We start from the raw sequence: 17,050 nt of genomic DNA, 5'->3' as shown, positions 1-17,050 counted from the left end.
CGCATCCGGCGGCCGTGGCCGCCGGATGTAAGCGTTCTGTGGCCGGCGCGCGGCCCGGGGTCAGTACTCCACATTTACCAGTCCCGTCTGAACCAACGGCTTCCCCCGCTTCCGGGACACGAAGACGCCCCGCCCCGCAGGCATCGGCCGGGGCCGGACGCCGTTGAGGATGTCGCCCTCTGCCGGGTCGCCCGCCAGGACGATGCCCTGGGCGCCGAGTTCCTTCATGCGCTGCATGAAGGGCTCGTAGGAGGCGCGGCCCGCGCCCGCGGAGGAGCGGGCGATGATGAAGCGGACGCCGACGTCGCGGGCGAAGGGCAGCATCTCGGTCAGGCCGCTGAGCGGGTTGCCGCTGGACGTGGAGACGAGGTCGTAGTCGTCGATGACCACGAACACCTGCGGGCCCCGCCACCAGCTTCGGTCCCGCAGCTGCTGCGGGGTGACGTCGGCGGTGGGGGTGCGGCGCTGCATGAGGTCGGCCAGGGCCACCATGTGATGGTCCATCTGGCTGGACATGGGGATGTACTCCGCCAGGTGCGTGGACGGCGTGATGTCCAGCAGCGAGCGCCGGTTGTCGACGACGAAGAACTTCGCCTCGTCGCCCCCGTACCGCAGCGTCAGCTGCTTGATCAGCAGCCGCAGCAGGTTGGACTTGCCGGACTCGCTCTCGCCGAAGATCAGGAAGAACGGGTCCTGTTCGAAGTCCAGGAACACGGGCTCCAGGTTGTCCTCGTCCAGCGCGAAGGCGATACCCCGCTTCGGGAAGCGGTCGCCCGACGGCAGCTTGACCGCCTCCAGCTGACGCGGCAGCAGCCGTACCTTGGGGGCGCCCGGCGCCTGCCAGTGCCGGCCGACCTCGGTGGTCAGCGCCGCCGTGGCCTCGGCCAGGTCGGTGTCGGAGGTGAGGCCGTCGATCCGTGGGACCGCCGCCATGAAGTGCAGCTTCTGGGGGGACAGACCGCGGCCCGGGACACCCGCGGGGACGTTCACCGCCACCTTGCGGTCGATCTCCGAGTCCATGACGTCACCCAGGCGCAGCTCCAGGCGGTTCATCAGATGGTCCTTCAGATTCGCGCGGACCTCCATCGAGCGCGAGGCCGTGATGACGACGTGGATGCCGTAGCCGAGACCGCGGGCGGCGATGTCGAGGACCGCCGGTTCCAGGGCCTCGTAGTCCGTGCGGAAGTTGCCCCAGCCGTCGATGACGAGGAACACGTCGCCCCACGGCTGGTCGGTGACCGAGATCTCGCCACGGGCACGGCGGGCGCGGTAGTCGGCGATCGAGGCGATGCCGGCCGAGCGGAAGTGCTCCTCGCGGCGGGTCAGCACGCCGTAGACCTCGGAGACCGTGCGCCGGACGCGTTCCGGGTCCAGGCGGGAGGCGATACCGCCGACGTGCGGCAGGCCGTCCAGCGCGGCCATACCGCCACCACCGAAGTCGAGGCCGTAGAACTGCACCTCGTACGGGGTGTGGGTGAGCGCGAAGGAGCAGATCAGCGTGCGCAGGAGGGTGGACTTGCCGGACTGCGGGCCGCCGATGATCTGCATGTGGCCCGCCGCGCCCGAGAAGTCGAGCATCAGCCGGTCGCGGCGCTGCTCGTACGGCTTGTCGACCAGGCCGGCCGGCACGATCAGGCGGCCCGCGCTCTCGTAGCCGGGCTGGGTCAGCCCGCGTCCCTGCACCGCGGCCAGGCCGGGCAGCAGAGCGTCCAGTGACGGCGGACTCTCCAGCGGCGGCAGCCACACCTGGTGTGCCGCCGGGCCCTGCGCCTCGAGCCGGCGCACGATGACGTCGAGAACGGTGTCGGCCAGCGCCTCGTCCACCTCGGGCTGGGGCTCCTGGCGCTGCTGCGGGATGGCCGTGTACTGCACCGGCACCTCGGTGGCCGTGAACAGTACCGGCCGCCGGTCCACCGGCAGCGGCCCGCCGCCCACCGCCGCGCGCTGCGAACCCGAGCGGTAGACCCCGGAGACGTACGCCGCCTTGAAGCGGACCATCTCGTCCGTGCCGTATTTCAGGAAGCCGGAACCGGGGACGTTCGGGAGTTCGTAGGCGTCGGGTACACCGAGCGCCGCGCGGGACTCCGCCGCGGAGAAGGTGCGCAGACCGATGCGGTACGACAGATAGGTCTCGAGCCCCCTCAGGCGGCCCTCCTCCAGGCGCTGCGAGGCCAGCAGCAGGTGTACGCCCAGCGAACGGCCGATACGGCCGATCTGCACGAACATCTCGATGAAGTCCGGCTTGGCGGTCAGCAGTTCGCTGAACTCGTCGATCACCAGGACCAGGGAGGGGATCGGCTGCAGCGGGGCACCCGCCGCGCGCGCCTTCTCGTAGTCGTGGATGTTGGCGTAGTTGCCCGCGTCGCGGAGCATCTCCTGGCGGCGGTTCAGCTCACCGCGGATCGAGTCCCCCATGCGGTCGACCAGGGTCAGGTCGTCGGCCAGGTTGGTGATGACTGCGGCCACGTGCGGCATCTGCGCCATGCCGGCGAAGGTCGCACCACCCTTGAAGTCCGCGAGGACGAAGTTCAGGGTCTCCGAGGAGTGCGTGACGGCGAGTCCCAGCACCAGGGTGCGCAGCAGCTCCGACTTGCCGGAACCGGTCGCGCCGACGCACAGGCCGTGCGGGCCCATGCCCTCCTGCGCGGCCTCCTTCAGGTCCAGCATCACGGGCCGGCCGTCCTCACCGAGACCGATCGGCACCCGCAGCCGTTCCGCGAGAGCGCGCGGCCGCCAGGTCCGCTTGGTGTCGACGGACGCCGCGTCGCCGAGGCCGAGCAGGTCCGTGAACTCCAGGTTGGCGAGCAGCGGTTCGTCGTCGTCACCGCCCGACGCGATGCGCAGCGGCGCCAGTTGCCGGGCGAGCGCCTCGGCGGACTCGTACGACAGGGCGTCGGGGACGCCCTCGTAGACCATGCCGTGCCCGGAGTCCAGGCGGAGGGCGCCGGGCCGTACGACGACGGACAGGTCACCGCCCGCTGTGGTGAGTTCGCCCGGCACCACCTCGACCACCGTGACGCCCTGCAGACCCTCCGGGTTGGCGAGCACCGAGTCCGGCAGCAGCGACAGGTCGTCCAGGACGAGCACGATGTGCGGCTCGTCCAGCAGCGGGGCCGCGCCGGGATGGAAGCGGGGGCGGCCGGTCAGCCGGGTGGCGAGCAGGTCCTCCAACTCGCGCGGGTCGGGGCCGATCAGCCGGCGGGAGCCTGCGCCGTCCACCTCGCCGGACGCCTGCACGTGCGGCAGCCACTTGGCCCAGTCCCAGTGCGGCAGCGCCTCCCGGCCCGCGGCCACCGCGATGACCAGGTCCTCGGGGGAGTGCAGTGAGGCCAGCGAGCCGACCAGGGCGCGCGCCGAGGCCCGGACGGACTGCGGTTCACCGCTCACCGTGACGTGGTAGAAGGCGCGCAGCGACACCGCCATCGGCAGGTCGCCGACGGTGTGGTGCGCGGCGAGGAATCGCTGCATCGCGCCCGCGGTCAGCGGCTCGAGCTGCTCGACCGGCCCGGTCTCCGGGGCGACGAGCGGAGTGGCCAGTGGCTGCGGGCCCAGGCCGATGCGCACATGCGCGAAGTCCTCGTCACCCGGCCGCCGTTCCCACACCCGGCTGCCCTCGGCGACGAACGCCCACAGCTGCTCGGGGGAGGGGTGCAGGTAGTACTGCGCGTCCCGTTGCGCCTTCGCCGTCTCCACGGCGGACTTGCGCGTCTGCGACAGATAACTGAGGTAGTCGCGCCGCATGTCGGCCAGCTGGCCCTGCGAGCCGCGGCGGAAGCGGACCACCATCGCGATGGACATCGCCACCGTCGAGGCGATCATGATCATGCCCATGATCTTCATGAACGGTTGGCCGTTCGTGAAGAAGAACACCACCGAGCCACCCATGCCCAGCGTGGGCAGGAGCTGCATCAGCACGCTCTCCTGTGGCCCCCGCGGCAATTCGGGCGGTGGCTGGACAACGACCTCGTCCGTGGGCACTTCGGACGGCAGCGCCCTAGCAGGGCGCTTGACGACAATCTGGCTCACCGCTCACCAATTCCCTTGCCCGACCCAGGCTTTCCACCCCACCGCCCCGTGTCCGGCGGGCGCAGGCCGCCGCGTGATCCTACTGAGTTCACGGAACACGGGTGAGCGGTAGGGTGCCGGATGTTCGCGTGAGCACACGCCGAGCAGACTGAACAAACCGGGTCAACCCGCCCGATGTCGGAGCAGGAGAGCCCCGGAACCCCGCCCTACGGCACCCGTGCCGCCGTGCGCGGCGCGAACCGGCACGAGACCTTCACGACATAGACGCACCACCACCACTGAGGGGGAGCAGCAGGTGAGCATGACGGCCGCCGCCACCGGCGGACCCGGGACGGGAGCCCCTTCCGGGTCCGGCACCGGACTCGGCTTCTGCCGGGTCACCATCGTCGCGCCGGACAGCCGTATCGACGTGGCACTGCCCGACGACGTCCCGGTCGCCGACCTCTATCCGGAGATCCTCCGGCTGTCCCAGCAGAGCTCCGAGGCGGGCGCCCCGGTCGGTTACCACCTGGTCCGCACCGACGGCACCGTGCTGGACAGCGCCCGTTCCTTCGCGGCGCAGCGCATTCTCGACGGCGAACTCCTCACCCTGCGCCCGTTCGCCGAGTCTCTGCCGCCGGCCGTCTTCGACGACGTCGCCGAGGCCGTCGCCTCCGCCGTCACGAAGCAGCACAAGCTGTGGAGCGGCGACCTGACCCGGGCAGCGGGCCTCGTCGGCGGCGGAGTGCTGCCGGCGCTGCTCGCGTTCGTCGCCTGGACCGCCGACCCGCGCCACGACATGCACGGCCTGGCCGGCATCCTCGCCGCCGTCACCGGCGTCCTCCTGGTCGTGCTGTCCGCGGTCCGCGCCCGGGTCTACGACGACCGCGGCTCGGCCCTCGCCCTCGGCCTCGGCGCGCTGCCGAACATCGGCGTCGCGGGCAGCGGACTGCTGCCCCTGAACGGAGGGGAGGGCATCGGCAGACTGCAGTTCCTGCTGGCATGTGCGGCCGTCCTCGTCGCCGCGCTGATCCTCGCCCTGTGCTCGCCGCACGGCGACGGCCCCTTCGTGGCTTTCGTCTTCGCGTCGGCGATCGCCCTGATCGTCGTTTTCGTCGCCACCCTCACCGGCTGGGCCCCGACCGAGATGGCCGGCCTGTGCGCGCCCGTCGCCGTCGGTGCTCTCGCCTTCCTGCCCGGCATGTCGATGCGCTTCGCCCGGCTGCCGATCGGCTTCGAGAACCCCAGCAGCAGTGCCCCCCGCTCCGCCTACGGCACCGAGTCCGCCGCGCCGGAGCCCGTGGACACCGAGCGCATCGAGGCGCAGGCCCGGCGCGGCCACGAACTCCTCGTCGGCCTGGTCGGCGGCTGTGCGCTCCTCGCCGTCGGTGCCTCGGCCGTACTGGGCTTCTCCGACGACATCTGGGCCCAGCTGCTCGCCTTCGCCACCGGTGTGGCGATGCTGATGCGCGCCGGGCTCTTCCGCTACACCGCCCAGGTCGCGCCCGTCCTCGCCGCCGGTCTCGGCTCCCTGGTCCTGCTCGGCCTCGGCCTCGCCCTCAACCCGCCGCGGCACGTGATGCTCGCGGCGCTGGCCGGCGACCGAACCGACCTGGACATCCGCACCATCTGGCTGATCGCGGTCATCGCCGCGGCCACCGCCCTGGTGACGGCGCTGGGCCTGATCCTGCCGCGCGGCGGGCTGACCCCGTTCTGGGGCCGCTTCCTGGAGATCTGCGAGGGCTTCCTCCTGCTGACGCTGATCCCGCTCACCCTGGCGGTCTTCGACGTGTACGCGACCGCGCGGGCGATGACGAGCAAGTGACGGCAAGAAGCCCCGGCGCAGAACGAGCCGGGGCTTCGGTCACCGCTGTCCGGCACCGCTCACTGCGCCCCGAGCCCCCCGTTGTGCGGCATCGGCTTCAGATCGAACTCCCCGTCCCGCGCGCCCAGGACGAACGCCCGCCACTCCGCCTCGGTGTAGCGCAGCACGGTGTCGGGGTCGAGGGAGGAACGCATCGCCACGGCACCACCGGGCAGGTACGCGATCTCCACCCGCTCCTCGTGCTCCTCCGTACCCGGCGCGCTCTGCCACTCGACGCCGGAGATGTCGAGCGCGTACAGCTCGTCCCGCTCCCGTTCCTTGCGCGCCTTGAGTTCCTCTTCCGTCTCCGCCATGCCGCAGCGACCCCTTCCCGACGTGCGTACGATCAGCAGGCTCACCCTAGTGGCCGCCTCTGCCGGACCCATGCCGATCCGGAACGCCGGAGAGAGCGCCCGCCACTCCCTGGTACCCTGGTCGACGGCCGTTCGTGTACGCACCCCCGGAACCCTCAGGGTTCTGGCGGCCGCGCCCAGCGGATCCCCGCCTCCCGAGTAACGGAAGCCCCCCTGAGAAGAAGACCAGGGGCACTCGGTGGCCACTCACAGACTATGAGGAGTACGCGTGTCGCTCGACGCCGCTACGAAGAAGCAGATCATCGCCGAGTTCGGTACCAAGGAGGGTGACACCGGCTCCCCCGAGGTCCAGGTCGCTCTGCTCTCCCGTCGGATCTCCGACCTGACGGAGCACCTCAAGACCCACAAGCACGACCACCACTCCCGCCGTGGTCTGCTGATCCTGGTCGGTCAGCGCCGTCGCCTGCTGCAGTACCTGGCGAAGAAGGACATCCAGCGCTTCCGTGCGCTGGTCGACCGCCTCGGCATCCGCCGCGGTGCGGCGGGCGCCAAGTAAGACGCCGTAAGGGAGCGGTTCCCGAGAGGATCGGGGGCCGCTCCCTTTGCCGTACGCGCGGAAACGTGCGGAGTGTCACACACGCTTTGTAGTGTGGTAGCACAACGCAATAGGCACGAGACAGAACACGTACGACTGAGAACGAGGAGAAGCGCACCTCGCCGCCGCCGGTCCTCGGTAGTGGCCCCCGGGGGGAAGCGAGCCCCGGGTGCTTCGATCGAAGACCGGCCCGCACCAGACGGAGCGCTTCTCCGCAACCGTCCCCCTGCCACACGGGCAGCCGAGGGACGAAGACGAGGAGAAAACACTAGTGGAGAACGAGACCCACTACGCCGAGGCCGTCATCGACAATGGCGCCTTCGGCACCCGTACGATCCGCTTCGAGACGGGCCGCCTGGCCAAGCAGGCCGCCGGCTCCGCCGTGGCCTACCTGGACGACGACACCATGGTGCTGTCGGCCACCAGCGCATCCAAGAACCCCAAGGACCAGCTCGACTTCTTCCCGCTCACGGTGGACGTCGAGGAGCGGATGTACGCCGCCGGCAAGATCCCCGGCAGCTTCTTCCGCCGTGAGGGCCGTCCCTCCGAGGACGCGGTCCTCACCTGCCGCCTCATCGACCGCCCGCTGCGCCCGTCCTTCAAGAAGGGCCTGCGCAACGAGATCCAGGTCGTCGCCACGATCATGGCGCTCAACCCCGACCACCTGTACGACGTCGTCGCGATCAACGCCGCGTCCGCGTCCACGCAGCTGGCCGGTCTGCCCTTCTCCGGCCCGATCGGCGGCGTCCGCGTCGCGCTGATCCGCGGCCAGTGGGTCGCCTTCCCGACGCACACCGAGCTCGAGGACGCCGTCTTCGACATGGTGGTCGCCGGCCGCGTCCTGGAGGACGGCGACGTCGCGATCATGATGGTCGAGGCCGAGGCCACCGAGAAGACCATCAAGCTGGTCGAGGGCGGCGCCGAGGCGCCGACCGAGGAGGTCGTCGCCGCCGGTCTGGACGCCGCGAAGCCCTTCATCAAGGTCCTCTGCCGCGCGCAGGCCGACCTCGCCGCGAAGGCCGCCAAGCCGACCGCCGAGTTCCCGATCTTCCTGGACTACCAGGACGACGTGTTCGAGGCCCTGACGGCCGCCGTCCGCCCCGAGCTGGCCCAGGCGCTCACCATCGCCGGCAAGCAGGAGCGCGAGGCCGAGCTGGACCGCGTCAAGGCGCTCGCCGCCGAGAAGCTCCTGCCGGAGTTCGAGGGCCGCGAGAAGGAGATCTCCGCCGCGTACCGCTCGCTCACCAAGCAGCTGGTCCGCGAGCGCGTGATCAAGGAGAAGAAGCGCATCGACGGCCGCGGTGTCACCGACATCCGCACCCTGGCCGCCGAGGTCGAGGCCATCCCGCGGGTGCACGGTTCCGCGCTGTTCGAGCGTGGCGAGACGCAGATCCTGGGCGTCACCACCCTCAACATGCTCCGCATGGAGCAGCAGCTGGACACCCTCTCGCCGGTGACCCGCAAGCGCTACATGCACAACTACAACTTCCCGCCGTACTCCGTCGGCGAGACCGGCCGCGTCGGCGCCCCGAAGCGCCGCGAGATCGGCCACGGCGCTCTCGCCGAGCGCGCCATCGTGCCGGTCCTGCCGACGCGTGAGGAGTTCCCGTACGCGATCCGTCAGGTGTCCGAGGCCCTCGGCTCCAACGGCTCGACGTCCATGGGTTCGGTCTGCGCCTCCACCATGTCGCTGCTGAACGCCGGTGTGCCGCTGAAGGCCCCGGTCGCCGGTATCGCCATGGGTCTGATCTCCCAGGAGATCAACGGCGAGACGCACTACGTCGCCCTCACCGACATCCTCGGTGCGGAGGACGCCTTCGGCGACATGGACTTCAAGGTCGCCGGCACCAAGGAGTTCGTCACCGCCCTCCAGCTCGACACCAAGCTGGACGGCATCCCGGCCTCCGTCCTGGCCGCGGCCCTCAAGCAGGCCCGCGACGCCCGCCTGCACATCCTCGACGTGATGATGGAGGCCATCGACCGTCCGGACGAGATGTCCCCGAACGCTCCGCGGATCATCACCGTCAAGATCCCGGTCGACAAGATCGGTGAGGTCATCGGCCCCAAGGGCAAGATGATCAACCAGATCCAGGAGGACACCGGCGCCGAGATCACCATCGAGGACGACGGCACGATCTACATCGGCGCCTCCGACGGCCCCGCCGCCGAGGCCGCCCGCGCCACGATCAACGGCATCGCCAACCCGACGATGCCCGAGGTCGGCGAGCGCTACCTCGGTACGGTCGTCAAGACGACCACCTTCGGTGCGTTCGTCTCCCTGCTGCCCGGCAAGGACGGTCTGCTGCACATCTCGCAGATCCGCAAGCTCGCCGGCGGCAAGCGCGTGGAGAACGTCGAGGACGTCCTCGGTGTGGGCCAGAAGGTCCAGGTCGAGATCGCCGAGATCGACTCCCGTGGCAAGCTCTCCCTGATCCCCGTGATCGAGGGCGAGGAAGGCTCCTCCGACGAGACCACGAAGGACGACGCCGACCAGTGACGTCCCGTAGCTCCAAGGCGACGGCCCGCACCTCTTCGGAGGCGCGGGCCGTCGCCCGTACCCAAACCCTCATCAAGGGGGCCAACGGCATCGGCACGGTCCGCAAGACCACCCTCCCGGGCGGCCTGCGCATCGTCACCGAGACGCTGCCCTCGGTCCGCTCGGCGACCTTCGGCATCTGGGCGCACGTCGGCTCCCGCGACGAGACCCCCGCCCTGAACGGCGCCACGCACTATCTGGAGCACCTGCTCTTCAAGGGCACCTCGAGGCGCAGCGCGCTGGACATCTCCTCCGCCCTCGACGCGGTCGGCGGCGAGATGAACGCGTTCACGGCGAAGGAGTACACGTGCTACTACGCGCGCGTGCTCGACACCGACCTGCCGCTCGCCATCGACGTCGTCTGCGACATGCTGACCGGCTCGCTCATCCTCGAAGAGGACGTCGACGTCGAGCGCGGGGCGATCCTCGAAGAGATCGCCATGACCGAGGACGATCCGGGCGACTGCGTGCACGACCTGTTCGCGCACACCATGTTCGGCGACAACGCCCTCGGCCGCCCGGTCCTGGGCACCGTCGACACGGTCAACGCCCTGACCGCCGACCGCATCCGCCGCTTCTACAAGAAGCACTACGACCCGACTCACCTGGTGGTCGCCTGCGCCGGCAACGTCGACCACAACAAGGTCGTACGGCAGGTTCGCGCGGCCTTCGAGAAGGCGGGCGTCCTCAAGGATCCGGACGCGCGACCCGTCGCCCCGCGCGACGGCCGCCGTACGATCCGCACGGCCGGCCAGGTCGAGGTGCTCGCCCGCAAGACCGAGCAGGCGCACGTCGTCCTCGGCATGCCGGGCCTCGCCCGCACCGACGAACGCCGCTGGGCCATGGGTGTGCTCAACACCGCCCTCGGCGGCGGCATGTCCTCCCGCCTCTTCCAGGAGGTCCGGGAGAAACGCGGCCTCGCCTACAGCGTGTACTCGTACACCTCCGGCTTCGCCGACTGCGGTCTGTTCGGCGTGTACGCCGGCTGCCGCCCGAGCCAGGTCCACGATGTGCTGAGGATCTGCCGGGACGAACTCGACCACGTCGCGGTCAACGGCCTCTCCGACGACGAGATAAGCCGCGCCATCGGCCAGCTCCAGGGCTCCACGGTCCTCGGGCTCGAGGACACCGGCGCGCTGATGAACCGCATCGGCAAGAGCGAGCTGTGCTGGGGTGAGCAGATGTCCGTGGACGACATGCTGGCCCGGATAGCGGCGGTCACCCCGGACGAGGTCCGCTCGGTCGCCCGCGACATCCTGGGACAGCGCCCGTCGCTGTCGGTCATCGGCCCGCTGAAGGACAAACAGGCCGCGCGACTGCGCGATGCTGTCGCCTGAGCCCCTCCGTCGTCGGATTCGGTAAGTCGGTAAGGAAGCAAAGATGAGCAAGCTGCGCGTGGCGGTCCTCGGTGCCAAGGGCCGGATCGGGTCCGAGGCGGTCAAGGCGGTCGAGGCCGCCGAGGACATGGAACTGGTCGCCGCCCTCGGCCGGGGCGACAAGCTGGAGACGCTGGCGGAGACCGGCGCCCAGGTCGCCGTGGAGCTGACCACCCCCGCCTCCGTCATGGGCAACCTCGACTTCTGCGTGCGCCACGGCATCCACGCGGTCGTCGGCACGACGGGCTGGACCGAGGAGCGCCTCGCGCAGCTGAAGGGCTGGCTCGCCCAGTCTCCGGAGACCGGCGTGCTCATCGCGCCGAACTTCTCCATTGGCGCCGTCCTGACGATGAGGTTCGCCCAGCTCGCCGCGCCCTACTTCGAGTCGGTGGAAGTCGTCGAGCTGCACCACCCGAACAAGGTGGACGCCCCGAGCGGTACCGCCACCCGCACGGCCCAGCTCATCGCCGAGGCACGCCGGGCAGCCGGTACCGCCCCGGCGCCCGACGCCACGGTCACCGCCCTGGACGGCGCGCGGGGCGCCAGTGTCGACGGGGTCCCGGTGCACGCCGTCCGGCTGCGCGGTCTCCTGGCCCACCAGGAGGTGCTGCTCGGCGGCGAGGGCGAGACCCTGACCATCCGCCACGACTCCCTGCACCACAGCAGCTTCATGCCGGGCATCCTGCTCGGCGCCCGCCGCGTGGCGACCACTCCGGGCCTGACCTTCGGCCTGGAGAACTTCCTGGACCTGAGCTGACACTCCGATGCGCGCGAAGATCACCTACCTCGTCACGGCCGCCGTCCTCGTCTTCTACTTCCTTCTGGTCGGCAGCCGCGGCGTCATGCTCATCCAGTCCGGCACGGTGCTCACCGTCACCTTCGGCGTGGCGGTGCTGATCCTGCCGGTCATCGGCCTGTGGTTCCTGTGGAAGAACACCCAGTTCGTCCGCAGGGCCAACCAGCTCGCCGCCGAACTCGACGCCGAGGGCGGCCTGCCCGTCGACGAGCTGAAGCGCACCGAGAGCGGCCGCATCGACCGTGACTCGGCCGACGAGGTCTTCGCCAGGCGCAAGGCCGAGACCGAGGCGTCCCCCGACGACTGGCGCTGCTGGTTCCGGCTCGCCGTCGCCTACCACGACGCCCGCGACACCCCGCGCGCCCGCAAGGCGATGCAGCGTGCCATCGCCCTGCACGACGACAGGACCGTCCAGGCCTAGCCGCACGGGCTCCCTACGCACCGCCTGGCGGAAGTTGCCCGGATCAGCGGACCGATACGCCGAAGGGGCCGGCCGCAGCACAGCGGCCGGCCCCTTCGCCGTGTCCAGGCGGGTCAGCCGCGCCGGTACTCCGCGGCCCACGCCTCCACCGAGTCCGCCGCCCGGTCGAAGGCCGCCGGACGGCCCAGGAAGTCCAGGCCGTGCGTGGTCAGCAGGGGAGCAGCGTCCTCGGCGCGCCGGTCCTTGCGGACGAGTACCAGCGCCTGCCCCTGCACCGTGCGCGGCAGCCCCAGCCAGCGCACCGGCTGCTGCACCGTCCGCACGGACACGACCCGCGCCCACGGCACCGTCCGGGTCACCAGAAGACCGACCTGGCGCACCCCGTGCCCGCTCACCCACGCCCCCATGCGCAGCAGCCGCAGCGCACCGGCGATGAGGGCCAGCCCCATGCCGAGGATCACCCCGGCGGAGGACGCCGAGCCGGTCAGGGCGATGAGGACCGCCGCGAAGAGCACGAACGAGGCGAGCAGCAGCCCCAGCGCGGCCACGCCCACACGCCAGGGCCCGGGCCGGTAGGGGCGCCGCCAGCGCTCCCGGTCGTCGTACGGCAGCGCGCTCTCGGATGCCGCCTCGAAGGTACGGTCGGCCGTCAGAAAGGGCAGGGGCACGGCTGGTCCTCACTCGGTCCTCGCGTGGGCTGTGCCCGGTGAGGCTATCCGGCCCGGTTCACGCTCACCAGCCTTGAGGGTCCGGAAGGGTCAGTGCCCCTGGGACGCCTGGGACTGCTGAACCGGCGTACCGGACGGCGTGGAGAGCGCCGGCATGCCGAGGATCAGTGCGCCGACCAGCCCGGCGACGAGGGCGAGGCCCAGCAGCCAGCGCCCGGCTATCTCGCCGAAGGACCCCCGCTGACGGGGCGGGGGAGTGACATTGCTGCGGAACCGGTCAGCCTCGGCCAGGAAGGCGAAGGGTACGGGCTCGCGGCGACGGAACATCGCGGTTGCCTCTCCTTTCAGGGTTTCGGATCAAACGTGCAGTCCTCACCGATACAGACGATCGAGTGGCACAAAGGGTGCCCATGTCCGAAAAAATCGCCGGTGCGTCTTCCGGGGCGAGGTGCTGCTCCGGGCCCAGCGGGTGCCCCGTAAGGTGGGCGCGAACCACAGAAGTGATGGGAAGGACCCCAACCCCCGTGACCACCGAGTCGCTCACGTTCCGTAGTGACGTCACCGTCGAGCTGGTGAAGTCCAGCGCTTCGGACGCCGATGTCCTGTTCGCCGCCCGAGTCTCGACCCTCGGCGAGCAGTCCCTGGACGAGCTGAAGAAGGACCCCGAGCGCTCCAAGGGCCTGATCAACTACCTGATGCGCGACCGGCACGGCAGCCCGTTCGAGCACAACTCGATGACCTTCTTCATCAGCGCCCCGATCTTCGTCTTCCGCGAGTTCATGCGGCACCGGGTCGGCTGGTCGTACAACGAGGAGTCCGGACGCTACCGGGAGCTGGAGCCGGTCTTCTACGTTCCGGACACCTCCCGCAAGCTCGTCCAGGAGGGCCGCCCGGGCAAGTACGTCTTCGTCGAGGGCACCGCCGCCCAGCACGAGACGGTCCGCGGCACCCTGGAGGAGTCCTACGAGCAGGCGTACGGGGCCTATCAGAAGCTGCTCGCCGAGGGCGTGGCCCGGGAGGTCGCCCGCGCGGCCCTCCCCGTGGGCCTCTATTCCTCGATGTACGCCACCTGCAACGCCCGTTCCCTGATGCACTTCCTCGGCCTGCGCACCCAGCACGAGCTGGCCAAGGTGCCGTCCTTCCCGCAGCGGGAGATCGAGATGGTCGGCGAGAAGATGGAGGCGGAGTGGGCGAAGCTCATGCCGCTGACGTACGCCGCCTTCAACGCGAACGGGCGTGTGGCCCCGTAACGAAGCCCTGTTCGCCCACCCGGAACGGATGTACGAGTCAGCCTCGCGAAGCGTCCGGATTGCGGCATTTGGAGAAGTTCATCTAGCCTGATCAAACGGACCCGGCACTGCTTGAACCCCCGAGCAGGCAGTGCCGGGCTCCGCATTTGTCATGACTTTCCCGGCACCCCACGGGCAGACCACGCATGGAGCACCGAGTAGCGTGTTACCCATGGCTCCGACCTCCACTCCGCAGACCCCCTTCGGGCGGGTCCTCACCGCCATGGTCACGCCCTTCACGGCGGACGGCGCACTCGACCTCGACGGCGCCCAGCGGCTCGCCGTCCACCTGGTGGACGCAGGCAACGACGGCCTGATCATCAACGGCACCACCGGCGAGTCCCCCACCACCAGTGACGCGGAGAAATCGGACCTCGTACGAGCCGTACTGGAGGCGGTCGGCGACCGCGCCCATGTGGTGGCCGGCGTCGGAACCAACGACACCCGCCACAGCATCGAGCTGGCCCGCGAGGCCGAGCGCGTCGGCGCCCACGGCCTCCTCGTCGTCACGCCGTACTACAACAAGCCCCCGCAGGAGGGCCTGTACCGGCACTTCACCACCATCGCCGACGCCACCGGCCTGCCGGTCATGCTCTACGACATCCCCGGCCGCAGCGGCGTGCCGATCAACACCGAGACGCTCGTCCGCCTCGCCGAGCACCCCAGGATCGTCGCCAACAAGGACGCCAAGGGCGACCTCGGCCGGGCCGGCTGGGCCATCGCCCGGTCCGGCCTCGCCTGGTACTCCGGCGACGACATGCTCAACCTGCCCCTGCTCTCCGTGGGCGCGGTCGGCTTCGTCTCGGTCGTCGGCCACGTCGTCACGCCCGACCTGCGCGCCCTCGTCGACGCGTACACCTCGGGCGACGTCGTCAAGGCCACCGAGATCCACCAGAAGCTGCTCCCGGTCTACACCGGCATGTTCCGCACCCAGGGCGTCATGACCACCAAGGCCGCGCTCGCCCTCCAGGGCCTGCCCGCCGGGCCCCTGCGCGCCCCCATGGTCGAGTGCTCGGCCGAGGAGATCGCCCAGCTCAAGATCGATCTTGCCGCCGGCGGGGTACAGCTCTGACAACAGACTTGGCACCACCCGAGCTTCACAACTGAAGAACAACCGCATACGCAGGCCACCGGTGCCTGAACCCACAACGACAACTGCTTCTGCACGAACGTCATGCGCGCCACGTGCCCTACCGGTACGTGGCGTGCGTGGTGAGGAGAGTCTTTTGAGTCATCCGCATCCTGAACTCAGCTCGCCCCCGCCGCTCCCCGAGGGCGGACTGCGGGTCACCCCGCTCGGCGGTCTCGGCGAGATCGGCCGAAACATGACGGTCTTCGAGTACGGCGGCCGTCTGCTGATCGTCGACTGCGGAGTGCTCTTCCCCGAGGAGGAGCAACCCGGAATCGACCTGATCCTGCCGGACTTCTCGTCCATCAGGGATCGCCTCGACGACATCGAGGGCATCGTCCTCACGCACGGCCACGAAGACCACATCGGTGGCGTCCCCTACCTGCTGCGCGAGAAGCCGGACATCCCGCTGATCGGCTCCAAGCTGACCCTCGCCCTCATCGAGGCCAAGCTCCAGGAGCACCGCATCCGCCCGTACACCCTGGAGGTGGCGGAGGGGAACCGCGAGCGGATCGGCGCGTTCGACTGCGAGTTCGTCGCGGTCAACCACTCCATCCCCGACGCCCTGGCGGTCGCCATCCGCACGCCCGCCGGCATGGTGGTCCACACCGGCGACTTCAAGATGGACCAGCTGCCGCTGGACAACCGCCTCACCGACCTCCATGCGTTCGCACGGCTCAGCGAGGAGGGAATCGACCTTCTCCTCTCCGACTCGACGAACGCCGAGGTTCCGGGGTTCGTCCCGCCCGAGCGGGACATCTCCAACGTCCTGCGCCAGGTCTTCGCGGGTGCCCGCAAGCGGATCATCGTGGCAAGCTTCGCCAGCCACGTCCACCGCATCCAGCAGATCCTGGACGCGGCCCACGAGTACGGCCGCCGGGTCGCCTTCGTCGGCCGCTCGATGGTCCGCAACATGGGCATCGCCCGGGACCTGGGTTATCTGAAGGTCCCCCCGGGCCTGGTGGTCGACGTCAAGACCCTCGACGACCTCCCGGACCACGAGATCGTCCTGGTCTGCACGGGCTCCCAGGGCGAGCCGATGGCCGCGCTGTCGCGCATGGCGAACCGGGATCACCAGATCCGCATCGTCCACGGCGACACGGTGATCCTGGCGTCGTCCCTCATCCCCGGCAACGAGAACGCGGTCTACCGCGTGATCAACGGCCTCACCCGCTGGGGTGCCCACGTCGTCCACAAGGGCAACGCCAAGGTGCACGTTTCCGGGCACGCGTCCGCGGGCGAGCTGCTGTACTTCTACAACATCTGCCGCCCGAAGAACCTGATGCCGGTCCACGGTGAGTGGCGCCACCTGCGCGCCAACGCCGAGCTGGGCGCGATGACGGGCGTCCCGCACGACCGGATCGTCATCGCCGAGGACGGCGTGGCGGTGGACCTGATCGAGGGCAAGGCCAAGATCTCCGGCAAGGTCCAGGCCGGTTACGTCTACGTCGACGGCCTCTCCGTCGGTGATGTCGGCGAGCCGGCCCTCAAGGACCGCAAGATCCTCGGCGACGAGGGCATCATCTCGGTCTTCGTGGTCGTGGACTCCTCCACCGGCAAGATCACCGGCGGCCCCCACGTCCAGGCCCGTGGCTCCGGCATCGAGGACTCGGCCTTCACCGACGTCATCCCGAAGATCACGGAAGTCCTGGAGCGTTCCGCCCAGGACGGCGTCGTGGAGCCTCACCAGCTGCAGCAACTCATCCGCCGCACCCTCGGCAAGTGGGTCTCGGACACGTATCGCCGCAGGCCGATGATCCTCCCGGTGGTCGTGGAGGTCTGACGGTCCCACGACCGCTCGCACGCGCGATCCTGGAGCGGGGCCCCTCGATTTGCATCGGGGAGCCCCGCTCCAGTACGTTTACGGCTCCGCCCAACCGGGAACCCCAGCACTTCATGCGCTGAACACAGGTGCCCGGAGGGGGCGGAAAACCGACTCAGAACTTCTGATAAAGTCGGAACCGCCGGAAAGGAAACCGCGAGAGCGGGAACCTGGAAAGCACCGAGGAAATCGGGTCGAGAAAAGATCTGATAGAGTCGGAAACGCAAGACCGAAG

Annotated in this window: 13 protein-coding genes; 9 read left to right on the top strand and 4 right to left on the bottom strand. The window is 69.9% G+C overall.

The window, feature by feature from the left end; translation table 11 throughout:
* Positions 1-60: 60 nt before the first annotated feature.
* Complete coding sequence (gene eccCa, locus ABZ079_RS24515) at positions 61-4,026, bottom strand: type VII secretion protein EccCa (RefSeq protein WP_356941594.1); 3,966 nt, start codon at positions 4,024-4,026, stop codon at positions 61-63.
* A gap of 301 nt (positions 4,027-4,327) precedes the next feature.
* On the opposite strand from eccCa, the gene eccD reads away from it, so the two are divergent.
* A complete protein-coding gene (gene eccD, locus ABZ079_RS24510) occupies positions 4,328-5,830 on the top strand; it encodes a type VII secretion integral membrane protein EccD (RefSeq protein ID WP_356941727.1) in 1,503 nt (500 codons plus the stop codon).
* A gap of 59 nt (positions 5,831-5,889) precedes the next feature.
* Here the strand turns inward: eccD and ABZ079_RS24505 are convergent, their stop codons facing one another.
* The gene (locus tag ABZ079_RS24505) at positions 5,890-6,183 is read right to left on the bottom strand and encodes a DUF397 domain-containing protein (RefSeq protein ID WP_356941593.1); all 294 of its coding nucleotides are present in this window, start codon (positions 6,181-6,183) and stop codon (positions 5,890-5,892) included.
* A 268-nt stretch (positions 6,184-6,451) separates the two neighbouring features.
* Here ABZ079_RS24505 and rpsO point away from each other — a divergent pair, with 268 nt between their 5' ends.
* The 5 genes from rpsO to ABZ079_RS24480 all read left to right on the top strand — a co-directional run bounded on the left by rpsO (position 6,452) and on the right by ABZ079_RS24480 (position 11,907).
* A complete protein-coding gene (gene rpsO / locus ABZ079_RS24500) occupies positions 6,452-6,739 on the top strand; it encodes a 30S ribosomal protein S15 (RefSeq protein WP_003997419.1) in 288 nt (95 codons plus the stop codon).
* A gap of 310 nt (positions 6,740-7,049) precedes the next feature.
* Positions 7,050-9,275: a polyribonucleotide nucleotidyltransferase gene (locus ABZ079_RS24495; RefSeq protein WP_356941592.1), complete on the top strand. Its 2,226-nt coding sequence runs from the start codon at positions 7,050-7,052 to the stop codon at positions 9,273-9,275.
* Positions 9,272-10,651, top strand: coding sequence for a pitrilysin family protein (locus tag ABZ079_RS24490; protein WP_356941591.1), 1,380 nt, complete (start codon positions 9,272-9,274; stop codon positions 10,649-10,651). Before ABZ079_RS24495 ends, ABZ079_RS24490 begins: the two co-directional genes overlap by 4 nt.
* A 43-nt stretch (positions 10,652-10,694) precedes the next feature.
* On the top strand, positions 10,695-11,447 hold the full coding sequence (gene dapB / locus ABZ079_RS24485) for a 4-hydroxy-tetrahydrodipicolinate reductase (RefSeq protein WP_356941590.1): 753 nt from the start codon (positions 10,695-10,697) through the stop codon (positions 11,445-11,447).
* A 7-nt stretch (positions 11,448-11,454) separates the two neighbouring features.
* Positions 11,455-11,907 (top strand): hypothetical protein, encoded by a 453-nt coding sequence (locus ABZ079_RS24480; RefSeq protein ID WP_356941589.1) that lies wholly within the window; start codon positions 11,455-11,457, stop codon positions 11,905-11,907.
* Positions 11,908-12,020: 113 nt separating this feature from the next.
* On the opposite strand, the gene ABZ079_RS24475 is transcribed toward ABZ079_RS24480, so the two are convergent.
* A complete protein-coding gene (locus tag ABZ079_RS24475; RefSeq protein WP_356941588.1) occupies positions 12,021-12,575 on the bottom strand; it encodes a hypothetical protein in 555 nt (184 codons plus the stop codon).
* Positions 12,576-12,665: 90 nt separating this feature from the next.
* Entirely contained in the window at positions 12,666-12,902 is a 237-nt protein-coding gene (locus ABZ079_RS24470; RefSeq protein ID WP_356941587.1) for a hypothetical protein, read from the bottom strand.
* Between the two features lie 197 nt (positions 12,903-13,099).
* Here ABZ079_RS24470 and thyX point away from each other — a divergent pair, with 197 nt between their 5' ends.
* The 3 genes from thyX (at position 13,100) to ABZ079_RS24455 (ending at position 16,776) form a co-directional block, all read left to right on the top strand.
* Positions 13,100-13,825 carry an FAD-dependent thymidylate synthase gene (thyX, locus tag ABZ079_RS24465; RefSeq protein WP_356941586.1) on the top strand — a complete coding sequence of 242 codons (726 nt, stop codon included), beginning with the start codon at positions 13,100-13,102 and terminating at the stop codon, positions 13,823-13,825.
* 211 nt (positions 13,826-14,036) lie between these two features.
* Positions 14,037-14,936 carry a 4-hydroxy-tetrahydrodipicolinate synthase gene (gene dapA, locus ABZ079_RS24460; protein ID WP_356941585.1) on the top strand — a complete coding sequence of 300 codons (900 nt, stop codon included), beginning with the start codon at positions 14,037-14,039 and terminating at the stop codon, positions 14,934-14,936.
* 154 nt (positions 14,937-15,090) lie between these two features.
* Positions 15,091-16,776, top strand: a complete 1,686-nt coding sequence (locus ABZ079_RS24455; RefSeq protein WP_356941584.1) for a ribonuclease J — start codon at positions 15,091-15,093, stop codon at positions 16,774-16,776.
* The last annotated feature ends 274 nt before the right edge of the window (positions 16,777-17,050 follow it).

The organism is Streptomyces sp. NPDC006314 (genome assembly GCF_040613075.1).
In the GTDB taxonomy this organism is placed as follows: domain Bacteria; phylum Actinomycetota; class Actinomycetes; order Streptomycetales; family Streptomycetaceae; genus Streptomyces.
The sequence above is the reverse complement of the archived record's forward strand: the minus strand, read 5'-3'. Positions and strand labels throughout refer to the sequence as shown.